We start from the raw sequence: 18,338 nt of genomic DNA, 5'->3' as shown, positions 1-18,338 counted from the left end.
TGAGCATGCTTTCCTCTCCTCCATATGTTGAATCTAGTTGGTACTCTTATACTTTCGCAACTCTATTACTTTTTATGGGTCAATAGAGTTGCTACTATAATAGAAAAGATTGCTAGGTAAAGTAAACACGCAAATTCTTCCTTGGTGACGATAAAGATTCAATCAGATCTTGTTAGAAGAGTCAAAAGCTGGAGTTAAAGGAGAATACCCGCGCCGTCTTCAGAATGAACAAATTTTACATTGAACTCTCTTTGCCGACAGGTAAAACTGCAAACCTTGCAAGAATACTTAGGAATGAGGAAAAGCTAACCTTATCTCGACAAAAAGGAGCAAACCTTATGAATCCCAATCCCTATCCAAATGGAGAAAATCAAGATCCTAGTGCAGGTGCCATACTTAATGCTGAGTTTTCGATGACCAATGTACAAGAAGTGAAAGAGGATATCGCGAGGGATACAGCGCCAGTCGTTCCTCCCACCTATCAGGATATCTTACAACCAGGATTTGCCGGGACAAGAGCGCATAAAGTTCAAGCAGAAATTCAACAGGATCTAGCGAAAGCACAAGCTAAGCGAATGCAATAAAAAGAAAGGTCTGCCCAGCGGCAGGCCTTTTCTGTTTGTCATTTAATGTGAGCAAGCCACTCCTGTGTCCGGCTAGACAAGACATAAATCCTTTAATCTACTTCTTGGCGATTAAGATATTTAAGCTTCCTACCTGGGAAACCAACAATTCTTCATACTTCTTCTCGGCGAGCATTACGAGTTCATTGCCGGCTGCTTCCGGATTGGCTCGCTTCACGTTAGCTAGGATGTCTTGCTGAACCTTCTTTACTAGTACAATCCTCTCATGCTGAACTTCCTGCTGTTCCCAAAATTTTTCCTCTCCATAGCCCTGGATGAGCTTCATGGCAACCGGTGAAGTTTGATAGGCCTTTTTCGCTTCCATCAGACCTTCCTCAACCTCTTCCGGTTGGGGGGTATATCCTTTTTCTTGGGCAAGTAGAGCTACAGCACGGAGGCGTATAATCTGAGTAAGAAGCAAATTGCGTTCTTTTGTTTCCTCCATTCGTTGATCCCAAAACTTCATTGCCGCCTCCAATTCTTGACCTGTATACCGCCCACGATCCGCCTCTCGGTTCATCTCAAGCTGAATCTGGTTAATTAATTCGTAAAAAGCGAGATCCTCTCCGGTAATGCCCTCCCCGTTAATCGTAGCGACGGAAGAAGGCCCACGACTGGACTCCTGCGAGCAGCCAACCATAAGAATCCCAATAGACAACATCATAACTGCAATCAATATTTCCTTCATCTAATCCACTACTCCTTTATCGTGAAAGGTAAAATAAGCTCCTTTTTCCGTTTTCCGTCCGTTGCTGATACTACAGCAATCCAATCCCCGCCCATCGGTACCTGCCCTATCCCTTCGTAGATGCCGTCTCCTTGATCGGCAAAACTTACAGGAACAGATCCGTGGTCCATATGCTTCATCTCGAGTTCCGCTTCAATCTCTAACCCGGTTATTCCTTTGCCTCCCTCTTGGATATGGAGCTTGAAAGGAACGCCCTGATCGGTATAAGATGTTATCGGCTCGATGGTGCCTTGCCAATCCGCTCCGCCGCTACATCCAGCTAGAATCAAGACAAGCAGTGAAGCGACGGTAACCTTTAGCTTTTTCATCTTTACCCCCTGACTAAGGACTGCATATCGAAAGAGTCCATCTTATACTTGGTGATTTTTTGTTCATGTAAAAAAGCCACGTGGGTGCATATTTGTTTAATTTCATCCATGTGGTGCGAGGAAAAGAGAATCGTTTTGTCTTGTAGCGATTTTAAAATATTTAGAATCTCAGTTCTCCCCATGGGATCAAGACCACTTGTCGGTTCATCGAGAATAAGGATATCTGCAGGATAGTACAGCATCACTCCTAGTCCCAGCCGCTGCAGCATCCCTTTGGAATAGCCCTTAATTCTTTCCTTTCGAGCATCCCAAAGTTGGACCATTCGCAAGCATTCCTCGAGCTTCTCCTCTCTGGCCTCGCCTTCAAGGGAAGCGAAAAAACGCAGGTTCTCCTCTCCCGTCAAGTGGGGGTAGAGCTGGAATTTCTCCGGCAGATAGGCCACTCTTTTCTTCCATCCTTCCTCGTTAGAAGAAATGCCCGCTATGTGAATCGTTCCCGTCCGGATCGGTAAGATCCCAAGCATGGAATGAATTAAGGTGGACTTTCCCGCCCCGTTCCGGCCGACTAAGGCACAAATTTCATGCTGACCAATTTGTAGCGATACATCGTGGAGGATACGCTTGCTGCGATAAAACTGGGTTAAGCCCTGAATATCAATCATAAATGACTCCCCCTTCTTCCTATGCGAACGGAACACTCAAACAGCACCATGGTCCAAGCAACTAGATTGATTAGCATAAAGCCGACGGGAGGCATCCAGATTAACCGCTCCATGAGACGCGACATATGGTTAATCGGAAACAACCCGATAGAGGTTTCCAAAAAGATTTGAAGCGCGTGGATCGGACTTAGAAAATAAACGAATGAAAATGCCTTGATGTTTTCATAAGATACCGCAGGAAGATAGAACAGAGTCACCAAATCGACCAAGAAGAGAAAGAAAAACCAGCTGAACAAGTTCATCCCGACGATTTGCATCCGGTTGGCTGCCACACTCCCCCAGAATACTCCCATTTGCGAGAAGATGATCGATAACACGAGCGTCGAACACCAAAAGGCTAAAAACGAATAAACCTCAAACGCAAACAGCCATTTCATGGGGAGAGCCAGGGTAAATAGCCATATGGTGATCATGCCCATCATCACGACCTGTATCGCCATGCTTTTCTTAAGGAGAAAGCCACGATAAGACTCTCGCTTGGCTAAGAGGATGAGGTGCGTTCGTTGCTCCTTTTCCTGCCAGAAAGAAAAAGAGCCGATAAACAGGCAAAGCAAAGGAAGGAGCAGCACATTCACTTCATAAAGGGAAATCAGGAAGACGGTAAAGCCCTGTTCTGCCGGGTACGATTGAACTTGAAGCAAGAGAAACAACGAAACCGTACCTAGCATAGTCAAAGACAGCCATAATCCTTTTCCACGGGATTGCTCCATCAGCTCTTTCCAAATATAAATCATCGTTTGACCTCCTTTCGCCGGCTTAGCCATACGCCCATAATCGTCGCAATGCCCAGGACCATCCACCTCAGTGGCAAAGACCGTTTTAGCGGCATGAGGGGATGAGGATCCTCCATCATGACCATATGATTTTGGGAGAAACGTCCAAGAAGCTCGTAAACTCTAACCGCAGGACTATTGAGGAACAAGTAAACCAACTCATTTTCTTCAATTAGCTTATAAAGGGTTGAACTATATTGAACGGGCAAATCCCCAATCCCATCTTGGTTTAGATCCATCATGGGATAGTCATTTCCCCATCTATTTCCTTTTCCATTCTCGCTCCAATGGTTGGTGCTTTGTCCGCCAATCAAGAGGACGGGTGCAGTATTGCGTTCAAAGTGGTTGTCACTGAAAAACTGACCAGCCGAACTGGCCCACAACTCGATTCCGACGTGATTATTCATCAGTTGATTGCCGGAAATGCGGTTTCGCTGAGACTGATCAATATAAAGAGCCCGCTGATTATAGAAAAAAACGTTATCTGTGATCTCACTGTCATCGCAAGCTTGAACCATCGCGCCAAAAGAACGCGTTCCTTGGTGAAGCGTGAATCGATTTTTCTCGAGGCGGATCGATTTGGAATGCATAAGCGTCGCCCCTCCCACGTTGAAGCTAAATTCATTCTCCGCCAAGACGTTTCGATCCGAATACATGTAGTGGAGGCCGTACCGGTTATGGCTGACGCGATTGGCTATGACCTGACTGTCATTGGAATAATCGAAGAACATGCCGTCCCGCATATGGGAGATGGTATTGTGGTTAAATTGATTGTGGTTCGAATAATAGACATGAATCCCATTTCCTTGACCCGCGATTTCTTGAGCTCCTTGGCCCATAATCGTCGTTTGAGTGATTTGGTTGTAATGCGCTGCACTCAGATAAATACCGTGGTAGGAATTGGTAATGGTTAGATTTTTGAGGATGTTTCCATCCGACATGACCTTGATAGCGGCATATTCCTCTTCTGAATTTCGACTAAAGCTACTTCCGGTTACATGAAGTCTTTCGATCCGGACACCGGGCGCTTTAATCGTGATGACATTGCCTTTTCCATCCCCTCGAATAACCGTTCCGTCTTCCCCGCGAAGAGTCATGGGCTTATCGATCACCACGTTTCCCTCATATACAGCAGTGGCGGGTAAGGTGAGCACCCCACCCTCCTCCGTCTGGTCTACCAACCGCTGCAGGTCCGCGCTGGCCTGAACGGGAGAAGCGGTAAACAAGGCACAGAACAAGCCCGCTGTCAGGATGCTTTTCTTGAACATGTTTGCCACTCCTTCCACAGAACCCAAAGTATGATTAGGAATGAGGCTCCCAGCAGAAATGAGCCTATAGAAAAATAGCTGTACGTGATAAAGTTGGCGATCTGATTTTCCCCGTAAACCGGAGGAACGAAAGGATCTATCTTAATCGGTGCCCTCGGATCTAAGTTCATACCGAAGTCTCGGAGCCAGCGGTGAATATCGTAAATGCCCAGGACGCCTCCCACGGCATAGAGCATCGCTACCGCGGCCAATCCCTTCCATCTTCTCCACCATCCGCTGATTAAAACGAGAAGAGCCAACCCGGCAATCACATAGGGTAAGTAGTTTAACTCTGGGAAATTTTTTTCACTAAACTCCTTCATCCCGATATAGTGATTCAGGCCATTGATAATGTCGACCTGCCCCTCCAATTTATGGGGATAGACGATAATATCCAGTCCTTCCGGATATTGTGGAGCTATAAATTGCATCCCCCACCAAGGAAAGTAAAGACTAGCAAACAAAAGCAAAGAGGCTATGGTTACAAGGACCGATGAGGACAGGGAAAGTTTCTTATCCATGGTTTTATTCCTCTTTCCTTAAGAGAGAAGGAGGGATCGTGACCTGATCCCCACTCCCTCGTTACTGTTTCGGCTTGACGAGAAGATACCCCGTCATCTCCTGGTGCAGCGCCGAGCAGAAGTTCGTGCAGTACAGCGGATACGTTCCGGCCTTGTCTGCTTTAAACTTCAATGTATTGGTTTGGCCCGGTTGCACTTCAATGTTAATGTCATGCATATTGATGGCAAAACCGTGCGTAATATCCTGATCTAGGTCAATATTCGTTAAGTGAAGCACCACATTATCCCCTTCGTTGACTTCAATGACGTCGGGTCGCTGGGATTTGGCATCGAAGATAAACTTCGATCTCATGGCAATCCCGTAAACATGGACCTCATCCCCAATGCGTTCAATGCGCGTGTCCTCTTGCTTCCAAACGGAGTTCGGTCGATTCTCATCCTTCGGATAGACGGTAAACGTCTTGATTTTGTCCGCTTTGATCATTTGCGCATAATGCGGTTCCGGGTTTACAGGCGCCGATTGGATGACTTCCATTTTTCCGGAGATATCAATTAGCTGCATCGATTCCGGATGGGATGGTCCAACTGACAGGTAGCTGTCCTTGGCAATTTTGTTAAGGGCAACCAAATACTTTCCATCGGGACTCATGGTATCCCCTTCCGCAGCGACAGAGTGTCCAGGCGAATATTGAACCGCTACACGATCCAGCGTTTCTCCAGTATTCGGATCCCACTTGACGACCTCAGAGGAAATGAACATCGTCGTATAAGCCATGCCTTTATCATCGAACTGCGTATGCAATGGCCCTAATGCATTTTCCGGATTGACTTCTCGTTCCATGACGGATTCATAGTTCAAGACAGGGATTCCGTTTCTTTCTCCAGAAAAGTCCTTGTTTCCAATAGCAGCAAAGGCTTTTTCAAACGAGAATACCGTCATCGCTGGAGCCAGCTTACCGGAAGCAATGAATCGCTTTCCGTCTGGCGTGACGTCTACCCCGTGTGGAGACTTTGCAACTGGAATAAGGTAAATCGATCCTTTATGCTTTTCCGGGAAAATGATTTTTTGCCCATTCACTTCATCAAATTGGCCATCGGCCACCATCTTCTCAAGTTCCTTCCAGTTAAAGAGAACAATGTAATCTCGATCCGCCTGAGAGGCATTGATTTCTAAGTTGGTGGTGGCTTCTTCGGTGTTATAGGTTGTCAGCACCGCCCAATCCTTTGACATCCCTTTTCCTGCATCGGACAGATCATAGGACCAAGGTGGAAGCGCGACTTGCCAAGCGACACCCAATTTTTCTGTTGTTTCATCAAAACTGACAGCAGACATTACGCCACGGTATTTCTCACTGTATTCATCCAAGGAAGCATACTCACTGCCTAACGGAACGGCAAAGCGGGTAGGCAAGAAAATGTATTCGGTATTCTCGGTAACGAAGGCCGCACAATGCGGTCCGCTGGTATTGGGTACGCTGATAATATCGCGGACGGTAAAGGAATCAAGTCCCATTACAGCCGCCCGGCTGTTTCCGACATCGGTGGCGAACATCCATTTTCCGTCATAATCTCCATTGGTCTCGGAAAATGCCGGATGGTGTAAATCTCCCCAGGTATAACCGCCCATCAGCTCCTTCGTATGCTCGTCCCATCCGTAACCCGTGGCGGAATCCTGCGAGAAGACGGGAACGGTACGAATATGTCTCATGGAAGGCACGCCGTAGATAAACATTTGCCCGGAATGCCCGCCTGAAGCAAATAAGTAATACTCATCCTTCTCACCAAAAGGCACATACACTTTTTCGGCATTGCTTTTCTTGGCTGGGTCCACGGCCACCGTTTTCGATCCTACATTAAAGTCTGCGAAAAACACCGTTGCAGCCAAAAAACCCGCCGTAATACCTGATACAACTGGAAACCACTTCTTCATCTCCTAACCCTCCCCTAATGTCCCGATGCTTTCTTTAAGGCCTCGATCAAGGCTTGACGCTCCTCGTCAGTCAGCGGGTTGCCGCCTATTACGCCAGACATCACGGCCGATGTCGGCTTCTTCAGGAACTCATCCAGCGGTACACCATGCTTATCTTCCACATTCAAAAACGACTGCGACAAGTCGGGTCCCGTCACTCCCCCATCCAAACCAAGACCGGATACCGCATGGCAAGCTAGGCAGCCCTTTTGCACGAATACGTCAGCCTCGGCTGTAGTCGTAGATGCTGGCTGTGTGGATGTGCTTGCCGGGGCAGGTTCCGTTATTGGCGTATCGGCCACTTCGACTGGCTTCTGACCCACTCCTTGATAAATCAAGTATCCAAGTCCAAAGGCAATTACAAATCCAAGGATAAATTGAATCCCTTTTTTGCCCATTTCAAACCTCCTCTAGTTTATTAACAATCTGTCTGTGTCGTTGAATCCGGATTCGACCTTGTTTCTCACTGAGATGTCTCTAGAATATGACAAGTGTGGATATTTGTTTGTGATAGGCATCACAAAAAGGGAGAGTGTCATAATTTGGACATAAAAAAACCTATCCAGGGGGTCTACCTTGGATAGGGTAAGGGGATCGCCTTACGGACCTGGGTTCCGTTAACGGGGGCATGAGGATAGGTTTCTGGGTTTGTGCGGACATCGGTTCCTTTATTTAAGTGAATGATGCTCTTTTTTCACGTGTTACGGCCAAATAGAGGACCCTATGTCCTCTAGCAGGTTCACATCAGCTGTTCTGGGGGAAATAAGGGATCGAGTGTCCGGGCAGACATGCAGTTCATGTCGGATATCCACTAAATTCGACAAACTTCAAGAGGACAGTCTAGGCATTGACACATTTTCTTTAAATAATTGAAATTCCGGATAACAATATAATCATTCTTGAACGCAATAATCTCTTGCTGTCGAAAGTCACTGATCATTCGGTTCACATTTTCCCGTGAGGAGCCCGCAAGGAGAGCGAGTTCCACGTTTGTTAATCGGATGGTGATCTGCACCCCCTCTTCTACAGGCTTGCCAAAGTTCTTGGCCAACCGAATCAGGATAGAACACAAGGCTCCGCGCTTTCCAAAAAACATGAGATCTCTTAATTTGGATTCAGCCGCACGCCTCGAAGACTCGAGGTAATGAGTAAACTCCACAGCCAAGCTTCCTTCCTCACATAAAAGTTCATCTAAAGACGCTTGATCCAAGATTCCAATTTCGCCATCGGTTAAGGCCCGGGCACTTAGATCCTTCATTTGATAAATCGTACTAAAGACATCGCCTTCGTGAAGAAGGTGAAGAATAAAATCCTTGCGATCGAAGGCCTTCCTCTTGATCCATACGCGCCCGTGGCGGATATAGTAGAGCCGGCCAGCAGCCTCCCCCGCCTTGAATATCGGAGATCTTGCTTTGAATGGTTTCATAATCATTTTTTTCATCAATTTAGTCAGGGATTCCTCTGTAAAGAGGGACGGCGGTGAACATGTGTCCATAGTTTTTTCCTCCTGCGATGTAGTCTGTCTTCATTATAGAGAGCAAAAGGGAAGCGAAGTCGTGATTTATGTCACCAATTTCCCCTTCTTTCTTAAAAATGTGTGAACAGACTATAAGCCCTCTGTAAGCTGATCGATGGGCTGTTTTTCTGACATGAGGTCCGTTATGTGGCCATGAGGAGGGGTTTCTGGGTTTGTTCGGACATGGGTTCCTTTATTTTGAGGAATGAAGCTCATTTTTGATGAATTTCTAGTAAAAGATCCTATGTCCTCTAAGATGTTCAAAGTGGCGGTTCAGAGTTATATAAGGGATCGTGTGTCCGCTTAAAATCGCAGCTTATAGGTTCGAGCACGTTTTTTTCCACTTGCGACGCAAAGGAACTGTAATTCAAAGTGATGCAGGATCCTTCTGGCGTGACGATCACTAATCCATCCCACAATTCAAATTTGTGTTCATCACTCGTGTGCCAATGCCAGATTGAGCCATTCACCGCTTGTCCTTTTCTTTTCGGGACCTATCAAGAATTAACTCATTTCATTCACCTCCTGGCTCTTTTACATAGCCTGTCCAATCTGCAAAAGAGTGAAAGGAGGTGTAGATGCACCCCCTACTCTTGACTATACTTCATACCATTCTTTCGTTTTTAAAAGGACGGGATGAATCTGGTTTGATAAAGCACTGGATATCAACCTCTCAGTAGCATTTTCAGTTTGGCTATAGTTCGGAGGTGAGTGAAAAGCGCCATAATGGATAGGGATTAGAGCCTTGGCTTTTAAGATAACGGCAGCTGAAACAGCCTGTTCGGGGGTCAAACAAATGGGCTGCCCACTTGGTGTGAGTTCAGAGACGGATAGGATAGCGCCGTTGATGGGCAAACACGCAACATCAAATGGACCGAATTTTTCACATATTTTCCACCAATACCCATGCCATAATGTATCCCCGCAATGAATGAGTTTCTTTCCTTCAGCTTCAACGATCCAAGCTACTTGCTGATCTCCCAACCCATCTACGGAATAAGTGGACGTAATGGACATTTTGCCTATTTTTACAGTTGTACCTTCTCCTACCCCTTGAACATTGTGAAGAGGAGTTATAGGAGTGGCGTGATTATCCTCTTTTGGCACATAGACAGGTATAGATTTACCATAAAACTGTTCAATTCCTTTGGGATCAAAATGATCGGAGTGAAGGTGGGTAACAAATACCGCCTCCGGTTTGTAGAAATCATCGAGTGGGTAAAACTCTTCTAGAGGTTCCCCAAAAAACTTCGTATTTACATGATATAAGGGATCTATCACGATGGTGGTTTCATCGTCTTTCACGAGAATTCCTGCCCAAGGCAGTTTCTGGATTAGCATAGATTTCAGTCCGCCTTTTCTCTTGTAGTTTCACGGCCTATAACGTTTGACCGCTATCCACTGTAAGGATTTGCCCTGTCATGGCTTCTTGTTCCAAGATTGCACAGATCAATTGAGCGATATCTTTAGGTGTTGCAATCTGCTGCAATAGAAGTTTAGGAGCTAACCTCTTCATCTGTTCCTCCCTTCCCTCCCACCATCTTGTTGAGACGGCGCCTGGAACAACGCTATTGACTCTAATATCTGGAGCAAGCGCGTGTGCCAGCGATTTAGTTAGACCATGAACTGCTGCTTTGGATACAGCGTATGGAAGAGAGGAGCCTACTCCTGTTTGTCCTGCTATACTGCCTAGATTAACGATCGCTCCTTGCTTCTTCATTTTTAGGAAAGGGGAAACGGCTCGCGCGCAGAAATACATCTCTTTGACATTCACAGCATAAAGTTCGTCCCATACCTCCTCCATTGCCGCATCCAGATCATTCAGCGGGATGTGCCGTGTAATGCTGGCATTATTCACAAGCAAATCAATGGTGCCAAATTGTTGTACGATTTGATTCACCATCCCTCGTACTTCCTGATCCACTGAAACATTGGCAGGAATGGCTATAGCACACCCTCCTTTTTGATTAATCGTATGTGCCGTTTCTTCCGCCTCTGTTTTAGAGCGCGAATAGTTGACAGCAACAAGTACCCCTCGCTCAGCCAGTGCAAAGCAGGTTGCCCGGCCAATACCGGTGCCGCCGCCGGGCCGGTAACAAGAGCGACTTTGTTTTTCAAATCCATAGATGATCATCTCCTTTTAGCTGATTGTATATTTTCACCTGATATTTGTATAATTGAAAGAATTGATTGTTTGGTTCAGAAAAACTGAACTTAAGTTCAAAGCTGTTTTTCCTTCTTACTTTTTCATACAGTACCGTAGTCGCCTCTTCGAACGTCATGTTTCTCGGCTTAAGCGCAGCAGCACCAGTTTCGGCGAGAAATAGGCTTGATTAAACAACAACAAAAAGAGGAGGAGCGCACAAATGGGTGGCTCCTCCTAATTGTTCTTATTTTAGTTCGGATTCAAATTCAAGCTTTCCGTTTTTATATTGGAATTGCTTCATTCCGATTAGTTTACGTTTAGTGTCCCATCTCTCGTCAGGAAGCTGTGAGGAGCAAACTTCCCAATACAGTTCCGATAACCCAATTTTTTGTAATTTTGAGCATATAGACCACCTAACCTCAGTTGATGAGTTAATTATATGAGGATTGGTGGGTTTAAGTATTGTGTAAGTTTATGGAATTAATTCTTAGTTCAATTTCACAAAATAGGGCTCGCCTGTTTTCATGTATACCATGACCCCTTCAATAATCTTAAAAGAAGACATCTCTTCTTTTGTTAAATCATCAGCTTTAATTAATACATTCCTTTTCAAGGTTATGAAATCATTTTTATTCATTACCGCATTGATGGATAGTCTTAGATCGGTTTCCTCCTTCAACCTTATTTTCACATTGTTCAAAATAACAGGCTCTACATAGTCTACATCAACGGGAACGGAAGAAACATTTTCAATGGTGATTTCGTATCCGAAATTTTGGTATGCCGGATCTTCTTTAAACAAGCCCCAGAGAAGAATTCATATTCGTAATTCTTAGCTCGAGGGATTCCTTAGTTGTTTCTCCTGTTGAACAACCTATCAGAAAAACAGTCATGGCTAGCAGTAGTATTACTATTTTCTTCACGTGCCTAGCTCCTTTTCGTAGCGTATCCATACTATTAATTAAGACGTATTTTACTGATCATTTGTTTCAATTTATTTCCTTACCTAGAGTGGTTGCCTGATATTATCCTGCTAGATCTTATGCTTTCAGATACGTCGGGATCTGAGCTTTGTAAAGAGATTACTGTTAACGGCTCGAGATGATATCGTTGATAAGGTTCTCGGACTTGAGCTAGGAGCAGATGATTATATCACTAAGCCTTTTGATATACGGGGAATTCTGCAGCCCTATCCACACAAGTGGACAGGGCTATTAATTAGCTTACTTCCATCTTAGAGATCTTCACTTTCCCTCTAATAATTTCTTGATAAGGAAACTTCCACTCCTGGTTTGTGATCACCTGAAGAATCACCACTTCCTCCAAATCCCATTTCTTCACTTTTCCTATAAAAGATAACCCTTTTTCCCAAACGTTCACCTTGACCCGCTTACCGGAAGGAATATGCAAGCTTTTCCCCTCCCCTTTCTTAGATAACGATCACGCTTACATTCTATGTTTTCTGTGCCCCATCGGTTTGGATTTGTTAGAACTTCTGAATTTCAATACTATATAATAAACACAAGGGCTAAAAGGGGGATTTATACTATGATGATGACAGATGATGCTAGTGAATTTCTGCAGCAATTGATGAGGAAGCGTGTCAAGAGCGGTGTTCGCATTGGATATAGCGAGAAAAGTACTTGAGGACTTTCCTCTTTCAAATTGACTCTGGATGAGTTCAAGAGCGGAGATTTTGTGACCGAGGTAAACGATCTGACTATTTACTATCGAGAGGATGTGGCCCCTCATCTGCATCGTTTATCGGTTTCCTTCCAAAATGGCAGGCTAGAATTAAGAGATACCGCACGCACTTAAAAAAGCACAATCCGTAGATTGTGCTTCATGTGTTAAAAGTCAGGATTGCCCAATTTTCCTGCTTGGAAATCCTCATAGGCTTGTTTAATCTCTTCCTTGCTATTCATGACAAAGAGGCCATACTGAACCATGGGTTCATTTATCGGCTGTCCACTCAGGACGATCACCATGGCATGATCCGTAGTTCCTTCTAGGAGGATGTCTCCTTCTTCATTATTAAAAAGGATAAAATCCCCTTCCGAGGCAAGCTCTGTATCGTTAAATTTTACCTTGCCAGAAAGGACTAGGATAGCTGTGTTGAAGGAAGCCAGTTGGGCAAAACGAGCTTTACCGTGCGCTTTAAACGTAATATCAAAGAGATGAACAGGGGTAAAAGTTCGAGCGGGTCCCTTTACCCCATCGAATTCGCCAGCTATAATTCGCACGGTTCCCCCTTGGTCTGGCAGGTCAACATGTCCCATTTGTTCCTTCGACAGGGTTTGGTACCGGGGTGGAGTCATTTTATGCTGTTTCGGGAGATTGACCCATAGCTGAATCATGTGGAGCACACCGCCCCTCTGCGCAAAGGCTTTTTCGTGATATTCTTTATGCAATACCCCAGATCCAGCGGTCATCCACTGTACATCGCCCGGGCCAATAACCCCATGGTTTCCAGCATTGTCATGATGTTCAACATAGCCTTCGTAGGCAATGGTCACCGTTTCGAAGCCTCGGTGGGGATGCGCACCTACCCCTCTTGGCTCAGAGGTCGGCGTGAACTCATAAGGAGAGTTATAATCTCAGCAAAATAAATGGACTTATGCGCTGTTGCAGCTTATTTCCTGAGGGAAAGTAGTTTGATACCCGAAACCCATTGCCTACCATTTGAAAAGGCGTCCCTCTATAGGTTCCTTCAATCGTACGAAAAGTTGTCATCCTAGATCATCCTTTCAAGTTTTGTTACGGACGAGGATGAAGTGAGGCTACATAAGTACGAAGCACCTGTTCCGCTGTAAGCGAAAGCAATTCCTTCCCTTTATCCATTGCTTCCTGCAAAGGCATGGGCGCATTTACAATGCTATGTATACTGTGGATGCCGTATTGATAAAGCGTATCAATGCCTTTTCCAATGGAGCCCGCAAGAACAAAAACGGGAATCCCTTTCTTGGCAGCTACTTGTGCTACCCCCATCGGTGTTTTGCCTGATGCGGTCTGGTAGTCAATTTGGCCTTCTCCCGTGATAACAAGGTCAGCTCCTTCCATCGTCTCTGCGAGCTTGGTATACTCGATTACGATGTCAATTCCGCGTCTCGTCTGCGACGGGAAGAAAGCTTGAAAGGCTCCGCCTATTCCGCCCGCTGCTCCTGCTCCCGGCAAGTCATGTAGACGTATCCCGCTATGGGCTTCAATGAGATTAGCCCAGTGGTTCAAATAGTCGTCCAAAACGTGAACCATTTCAGCTGAAGCCCCTTTTTGCGGGCCAAATACAAAAGATGCACCCTGCGGGCCAACAAGAGGATTTTGGACATCCGTCGCAATCAGAAATTCGGCTCCCGCTATTCGCGCGTCGAATTTCTGGGTGTCGATTCTAGATATCCTGTGGAGCTCCTGGGCACCTAACCCGATGGGCGTTCCCTCGGAATCTAGCAATCTCATGCCCAAGGCCTGAAGCATCCCGATTCCACCGTCATTGGTGGCGCTTCCGCCAATCGCCAAGATGAATTTTTTGCAGCCAGCATCTAGAGCGCTCTTGATTAGCTCCCCCGTTCCAAATGTAGTGGTCTTCATCGGATTGCGCTGCTCATTCGGAACGAGACATAACCCTGAGGCACTCGCCATTTCAATCACGCAGGTTTCCTGATCGCCAAGAATTCCGTAAGCCGCGGTTACCGGTTCAGATAAGGGGCCAGTAACGGTAACTTCTACCTTATGACCTGAGGTTGCGGTCACAAGACTATCCATCGTCCCCTCGCCCCCATCCGCAACCGGAATCAGGTGCAGATCCGCATCCGGTAATACATTTTTTATTCCATTTTGAATCGCAGCACATGCTTCCCAAGCCGACATGCTTCCCTTAAACGAATCTGGTGCAATGACAATTTTCATTTTTCTACCGCCTTTTTTAAACGAATCTGTTAGGATCTTAAACAACTGTTTCTCATGCTCCACCAGTTTGTTATCATAAAATTTGCATGACTTTATTTTATCATAGCCTGTCCAAGCTCAACAGAGTTACAGTAAGTTTTGATGCATCCCTAGCCGTACATATGACCCGTGTCATCCTCCAAATATCTCCTCCGCTACCAACTCATAGGATCGAGCCCGATCTTTAAAACAATTGGTAATAGTGACCATCATAATTTCATCGGCTTGGTAAAGAGATTGGATGTTCCACAATTGTTCTTTTACTTCCCTCGGATTGCCTATTACCGTTTGCGGGCCTGAATGTAGCCCCTTCTCCATTCCTTTAAAATAATCTTTCGCTTCTTCTATAGAAGGAATCCCATTTGATCCATCTCCCTTGGCTAACTGATGTTTCCACATCTGTTCACTTAGTGCCAGCTGTTGTGCTTGTTCTGTGGTCTCGGCACATATCACGGAAACGGCCACAATAGCGTTCGGTTGAGGCAATCGACCCATGGGGTTGAAATGCTGATAATAGGTATTTACTATATCCGGTCCGTCCTTTTCGCTCATGAAATGTCCAAATGCATAAGCAATTCCGTTGTCTGCTGCTAATCTGGCGCTTTTTTCGCTTGTACCCAAAAGCCATACGTGGGGCGGAACCTCAGGCAAAGGAGATGCCGCCACCTTCGAAAACATATGGTCTGATGGAAAATCGTGATGAATAAAGTGAAGGAGTTCCTTTAAGGATCCAGGCATGTGGCGTACATGCTCCAAAAAATTGCCGGAAAGTGCGATGGCTGCTTCTGCCGAACCCCCTGGCGCCCGACCGATTCCGACATCCATGCGATCCGGGAAAAGAGTAGCAAGCAAATTAAATGTTTCCGCTATTTTATAAGGCTGATAATGCGGCAACAACACCGCTCCGGATCCAAGTCGAATTCGTTCTGTATGAGCTCCGATGTAGCCAAGCATGACTTCCGGAGCTGAACAGGTTAATCCAGCCAAATCATGATGCTCCGCGATCCAATAGCGAGTGTATCCCCATTTTTCCCCTAGTTGGGCAAGCTTCATGGATTCTTGCAAGGCTTCTCGTGCGCCGATACCAGATGGACGGGGAGCTTGGTCTAGAATGCTAAGCTTCATGGTTTATCTCCATCAGCGCCAACGAAAAATCTCCAACTTTGTTTTCCTGATAAAGATTCGTAATCGAAGTTGAGTAGTTCACAATGCTTCCTCTGAATTCAAGATTTCGTTCAGGAACCTTCACATCGAAACGCTCTTTATATAATAAGGTGGTAATATGGTGATAGTCTTCTCCGCTTCTCACTTTAAAGTCAAAGCTGATCTGATATAAACGTTTTCCTGTTTTCGGATCGTTGATCCTTTGTTCTTGAAAGCCCGTAGCGTTAATTTTAACTTCATTTACATACACTTCCATATCCAAACTGGAGCTCCTTCCTTTCAATTTTTTGCTCACTTCGAAGCCACCCATGGGGACATGAGAAAAAAGAGCAATAATCGACTTATCGCTCTTTTGGGGATTCTTAGCTGTGTTTAGTTCTCAATTTTTCAAATAAATACTGTACCCCATATAATAAGTAGGCTTTATAGTTCAAGTATATAAAAAACTGAATATGATTCAACCGATTGAGTCTGATGATTCTTAATTTTTTAAGAAGATCTATGAGAAAAAAGGCAAAGAAACCATCGGCGACAGCATTCAGCCAAACAAACTTTTTAAAATTACCATACGAAATTTTAAGTAGCCACATACAAATTGGCATATAGGGTCCTACACTAAAGGGAAGCTCGTCTCTAAGGAAGGATTTTCTTTTATCGTAGAACTTCCACCACTTCCGCTGGTGACCATACAAATGATTGATGATCTCAAAAATGACGATAAAAAGGCCTGAAAAGGAGTACCGTTTCCAACTTTTTTTCCCTATAAATAGCAGCGTAAACCAGGGAATAATGACTAGCGCTAAATTAAAGAAAAAGTGCCTTTTTGTAATCATCAACGTTTCACCTCGGCTCATTTTGGTTCTTTATTTAGGGTATCCCAAATTTATATTTCTAATTAACCCCTGAACCAAATATCGATCCTTTGTGGGAAATGATTAAGTACTAATTCATTCGCGTTTCTTCAACCTTTCTACCAATTCCCCACTGAAGTAGTTAAGCCATGTGATAAGGGGGATGCAAAGAATCAACACATAAAGGCCAGAATGCCCCATGCCAAACCATCTTGTTTCCTCGTCAAACTGATATAAGATCAACGTCGAGGTGATTAAAGTAAAGGTGTTTACACCAAAAGCTATGAACAATCCTAACCATTTGTTAGTTGTCTTTTTTTTCGTAGCAACAGTAATCACTGTAGAAGCTAAGAAAGATAGGAATAGGATGATCCCATACAACTGTACCCCGCCTTTCACCAAACTTTGGAAAAAGGCCCCATCCAATAACCGATAGGCCTTCGCACGTTTTTAGCTTAATTTTTCATCCACGACATCTTCCATTCTTTTTCCAATGTGGATTCATCGATGCTCTCACCAGTTATTTCAAATCCGTTTCTTAGGTAAAATTCTACGGCGCTCGTATTTTTCTGATAGACTTTCAACTCCAGCCTTTCATGCTTTTCCTTCATGAAATCTAACAGTCGCTTTCCGTAGCCTTTGTTTTGCTGCGCACAATCAATAAACAGGGCCGCGAGATAATCACCAACCATCGAAACAAAACCTAACACATGCTTTGCGTCTTCAGTAATTACATAGGTGTCTGACAGGGGGATATATTCGTTTTTCATCTGCGTCTTTGCTGCGTGCCAATAGGATGAATCAATGAATTCATGGGCCTGCAAGGATCCGTTAAGCCATATTTCTAAGACAGGATCCATGTCTTCATTCTTAAAAGGTCTTATCATGGAATACCCTCTCCCGACTTTGATCATTATTACTGTTATGTTAGACGAATTTCTGCCCTACTTCCTTACAGACCAAGGTGTACTCCTCTTTTTCATTATACGAAAAAAGAGTCCCGAGAATGGAACTCTATTCCTCTTCTAAAAGAATTTTGGCTAACGTATCAATCGCTTCCCGCTCATCTTCCCCTTGGGCAGTCAGTGTAATGGTTTCCCCTTTGGAAACGGCCATCGACATAATCCCTAGTATACTTTTTGCATCCGTTTTTTGATCTTGCTTGATGATTTCGATTTTACTACTAAAGGAAGCCGCGGCTTTGACAAACTGGGTAGCAGATCTTGCGTGCAAGCCCTGCTTTAACTTGACCGTGAGATCCTTAACAAGCATGCTTAGTTCCTCCTCCCGAAAATCCCCTACCAGGTTAAACTGTCCGTATGGAGATCGAGCGTTCTTTAAGCTGACTTAAGGTGTCTGATGAAATTCGATTGTCTGTGATGATCGAATGGATCTGGTTTAGATCAGCCACGCGTGTAAAGGCTTGAACACCAAATTTGCTAGCGTCGGCAAGCAAGATCACTTGATCTGCCATCCCTATCATCTTTTACAGTGAGATACTTTTTCATTTAACAGCTTGATAATTATTTTTTCTATTCTATCGTCCACTGTCCAAACCTCTTCTGAACCATTTAGACCCACAGTATTTATCACAAGGATACTCTAGAGGGATTTAGGGACATAGAGTACGCTATTTCCTCTAAAAACGCTACATTGGGGCAATGATCGGACATGGAATACATTATTTTCTTCATAATCAGGAAAAAACTCAGGATTTTACCCAAATAACGGAACCAATATCCCTCTGT

At 44.8% G+C, this 18,338-nt stretch carries 23 protein-coding genes and 3 pseudogenes; 3 read left to right on the top strand and 23 right to left on the bottom strand.

The window, feature by feature from the left end:
* Window positions 1-338: 338 nt before the first annotated feature.
* Window positions 339-584: a hypothetical protein gene (locus EIZ58_RS04810; protein ID WP_134699350.1), complete on the top strand. Its 246-nt coding sequence runs from the start codon at window positions 339-341 to the stop codon at window positions 582-584.
* A 97-nt stretch (window positions 585-681) separates the two neighbouring features.
* On the opposite strand, the gene EIZ58_RS04805 is transcribed toward EIZ58_RS04810, so the two are convergent.
* From EIZ58_RS04805 to EIZ58_RS04745, 12 genes and pseudogenes are all read right to left on the bottom strand, one after another.
* The gene (locus EIZ58_RS04805) at window positions 682-1,311 is read right to left on the bottom strand and encodes a hypothetical protein (RefSeq protein ID WP_134699349.1); all 630 of its coding nucleotides are present in this window, start codon (window positions 1,309-1,311) and stop codon (window positions 682-684) included.
* Window positions 1,312-1,319: 8 nt separating this feature from the next.
* Window positions 1,320-1,679, bottom strand: coding sequence for a FixH family protein (locus EIZ58_RS04800; RefSeq protein ID WP_134699348.1), 360 nt, complete (start codon window positions 1,677-1,679; stop codon window positions 1,320-1,322).
* Window positions 1,680-1,681: 2 nt separating this feature from the next.
* Window positions 1,682-2,341: an ABC transporter ATP-binding protein gene (locus EIZ58_RS04795; protein WP_134699347.1), complete on the bottom strand. Its 660-nt coding sequence runs from the start codon at window positions 2,339-2,341 to the stop codon at window positions 1,682-1,684.
* The gene (locus EIZ58_RS04790; RefSeq protein ID WP_134699346.1) at window positions 2,338-3,135 is read right to left on the bottom strand and encodes a copper ABC transporter permease; all 798 of its coding nucleotides are present in this window, start codon (window positions 3,133-3,135) and stop codon (window positions 2,338-2,340) included. The genes EIZ58_RS04795 and EIZ58_RS04790 overlap by 4 nt, the downstream gene beginning before the upstream one ends.
* The gene (nosD, locus tag EIZ58_RS04785; RefSeq protein ID WP_134699345.1) at window positions 3,132-4,442 is read right to left on the bottom strand and encodes a nitrous oxide reductase family maturation protein NosD; all 1,311 of its coding nucleotides are present in this window, start codon (window positions 4,440-4,442) and stop codon (window positions 3,132-3,134) included. The genes EIZ58_RS04790 and nosD overlap by 4 nt, the downstream gene beginning before the upstream one ends.
* Window positions 4,421-5,002 (bottom strand): hypothetical protein, encoded by a 582-nt coding sequence (locus EIZ58_RS04780; protein WP_134699344.1) that lies wholly within the window; start codon window positions 5,000-5,002, stop codon window positions 4,421-4,423. Before EIZ58_RS04780 ends, nosD begins: the two co-directional genes overlap by 22 nt.
* A 61-nt stretch (window positions 5,003-5,063) precedes the next feature.
* Entirely contained in the window at window positions 5,064-6,932 is a 1,869-nt protein-coding gene (nosZ, locus tag EIZ58_RS04775) for a Sec-dependent nitrous-oxide reductase (RefSeq protein ID WP_134699343.1), read from the bottom strand.
* Window positions 6,933-6,946: 14 nt separating this feature from the next.
* Window positions 6,947-7,369, bottom strand: a complete 423-nt coding sequence (locus EIZ58_RS04770; protein ID WP_134699342.1) for a c-type cytochrome — start codon at window positions 7,367-7,369, stop codon at window positions 6,947-6,949.
* Window positions 7,370-7,782: 413 nt separating this feature from the next.
* Window positions 7,783-8,466 (bottom strand): Crp/Fnr family transcriptional regulator, encoded by a 684-nt coding sequence (locus EIZ58_RS04765; RefSeq protein ID WP_134699341.1) that lies wholly within the window; start codon window positions 8,464-8,466, stop codon window positions 7,783-7,785.
* Window positions 8,467-9,084: 618 nt separating this feature from the next.
* A complete protein-coding gene (locus EIZ58_RS04755) occupies window positions 9,085-9,828 on the bottom strand; it encodes an MBL fold metallo-hydrolase (protein ID WP_134699340.1) in 744 nt (247 codons plus the stop codon).
* A gap of 37 nt (window positions 9,829-9,865) precedes the next feature.
* Window positions 9,866-10,611 (bottom strand): annotated as a pseudogene (locus tag EIZ58_RS04750) (SDR family NAD(P)-dependent oxidoreductase).
* Between the two features lie 509 nt (window positions 10,612-11,120).
* Window positions 11,121-11,435 (bottom strand): hypothetical protein, encoded by a 315-nt coding sequence (locus tag EIZ58_RS04745; RefSeq protein WP_134699339.1) that lies wholly within the window; start codon window positions 11,433-11,435, stop codon window positions 11,121-11,123.
* 216 nt (window positions 11,436-11,651) lie between these two features.
* On the opposite strand from EIZ58_RS04745, the pseudogene EIZ58_RS34330 reads away from it, so the two are divergent.
* A pseudogene (locus EIZ58_RS34330) lies at window positions 11,652-11,817 on the top strand (response regulator); the annotation flags it as partial.
* A gap of 34 nt (window positions 11,818-11,851) precedes the next feature.
* On the opposite strand, the gene EIZ58_RS04735 reads toward EIZ58_RS34330, so the two are convergent.
* The gene (locus EIZ58_RS04735) at window positions 11,852-12,043 is read right to left on the bottom strand and encodes a hypothetical protein (protein WP_134699338.1); all 192 of its coding nucleotides are present in this window, start codon (window positions 12,041-12,043) and stop codon (window positions 11,852-11,854) included.
* Window positions 12,044-12,298: 255 nt separating this feature from the next.
* Here EIZ58_RS04735 and EIZ58_RS33080 point away from each other — a divergent pair, with 255 nt between their 5' ends.
* On the top strand, window positions 12,299-12,451 hold the full coding sequence (locus EIZ58_RS33080; protein WP_167577489.1) for a hypothetical protein: 153 nt from the start codon (window positions 12,299-12,301) through the stop codon (window positions 12,449-12,451).
* Between the two features lie 32 nt (window positions 12,452-12,483).
* Here the strand turns inward: EIZ58_RS33080 and EIZ58_RS35050 are convergent, their stop codons facing one another.
* The 10 genes and pseudogenes from EIZ58_RS35050 to EIZ58_RS04690 form a co-directional block, all read right to left on the bottom strand.
* The gene (locus EIZ58_RS35050; RefSeq protein WP_370297623.1) at window positions 12,484-12,990 is read right to left on the bottom strand and encodes a pirin family protein; all 507 of its coding nucleotides are present in this window, start codon (window positions 12,988-12,990) and stop codon (window positions 12,484-12,486) included.
* 42 nt (window positions 12,991-13,032) lie between these two features.
* Window positions 13,033-13,167 (bottom strand): annotated as a pseudogene (locus tag EIZ58_RS35045) (pirin family protein); the annotation flags it as partial.
* A 55-nt stretch (window positions 13,168-13,222) separates the two neighbouring features.
* Window positions 13,223-13,366, bottom strand: a complete 144-nt coding sequence (locus EIZ58_RS34325; protein ID WP_240688949.1) for a hypothetical protein — start codon at window positions 13,364-13,366, stop codon at window positions 13,223-13,225.
* A gap of 24 nt (window positions 13,367-13,390) precedes the next feature.
* Window positions 13,391-14,536, bottom strand: a complete 1,146-nt coding sequence (locus EIZ58_RS04725; protein ID WP_134699337.1) for a glycerate kinase — start codon at window positions 14,534-14,536, stop codon at window positions 13,391-13,393.
* A gap of 171 nt (window positions 14,537-14,707) precedes the next feature.
* Window positions 14,708-15,700 (bottom strand): LLM class flavin-dependent oxidoreductase, encoded by a 993-nt coding sequence (locus tag EIZ58_RS04720; protein ID WP_134699336.1) that lies wholly within the window; start codon window positions 15,698-15,700, stop codon window positions 14,708-14,710.
* The gene (locus EIZ58_RS04715) at window positions 15,690-16,034 is read right to left on the bottom strand and encodes a DUF3219 family protein (RefSeq protein WP_240688948.1); all 345 of its coding nucleotides are present in this window, start codon (window positions 16,032-16,034) and stop codon (window positions 15,690-15,692) included. The genes EIZ58_RS04720 and EIZ58_RS04715 overlap by 11 nt, the downstream gene beginning before the upstream one ends.
* Before the next feature lie 652 nt (window positions 16,035-16,686).
* A complete protein-coding gene (locus EIZ58_RS04705; RefSeq protein WP_134699334.1) occupies window positions 16,687-16,971 on the bottom strand; it encodes a hypothetical protein in 285 nt (94 codons plus the stop codon).
* Window positions 16,972-17,045: 74 nt separating this feature from the next.
* Window positions 17,046-17,477 (bottom strand): N-acetyltransferase, encoded by a 432-nt coding sequence (locus EIZ58_RS04700; RefSeq protein WP_134699333.1) that lies wholly within the window; start codon window positions 17,475-17,477, stop codon window positions 17,046-17,048.
* Window positions 17,478-17,604: 127 nt separating this feature from the next.
* Entirely contained in the window at window positions 17,605-17,862 is a 258-nt protein-coding gene (locus EIZ58_RS04695; RefSeq protein ID WP_134699332.1) for an HPr family phosphocarrier protein, read from the bottom strand.
* Between the two features lie 34 nt (window positions 17,863-17,896).
* Complete coding sequence (locus EIZ58_RS04690; RefSeq protein ID WP_240688947.1) at window positions 17,897-18,064, bottom strand: DeoR/GlpR family DNA-binding transcription regulator; 168 nt, start codon at window positions 18,062-18,064, stop codon at window positions 17,897-17,899.
* Between the last annotated feature and the right edge of the window lie 274 nt (window positions 18,065-18,338).

Origin of the sequence: Ammoniphilus sp. YIM 78166 (assembly GCF_004522215.1) — a bacterium.
Lineage (GTDB): Bacteria > Bacillota > Bacilli > Aneurinibacillales > RAOX-1 > YIM-78166.
This window is presented reverse-complemented; position numbering and strand designations above follow the sequence as displayed.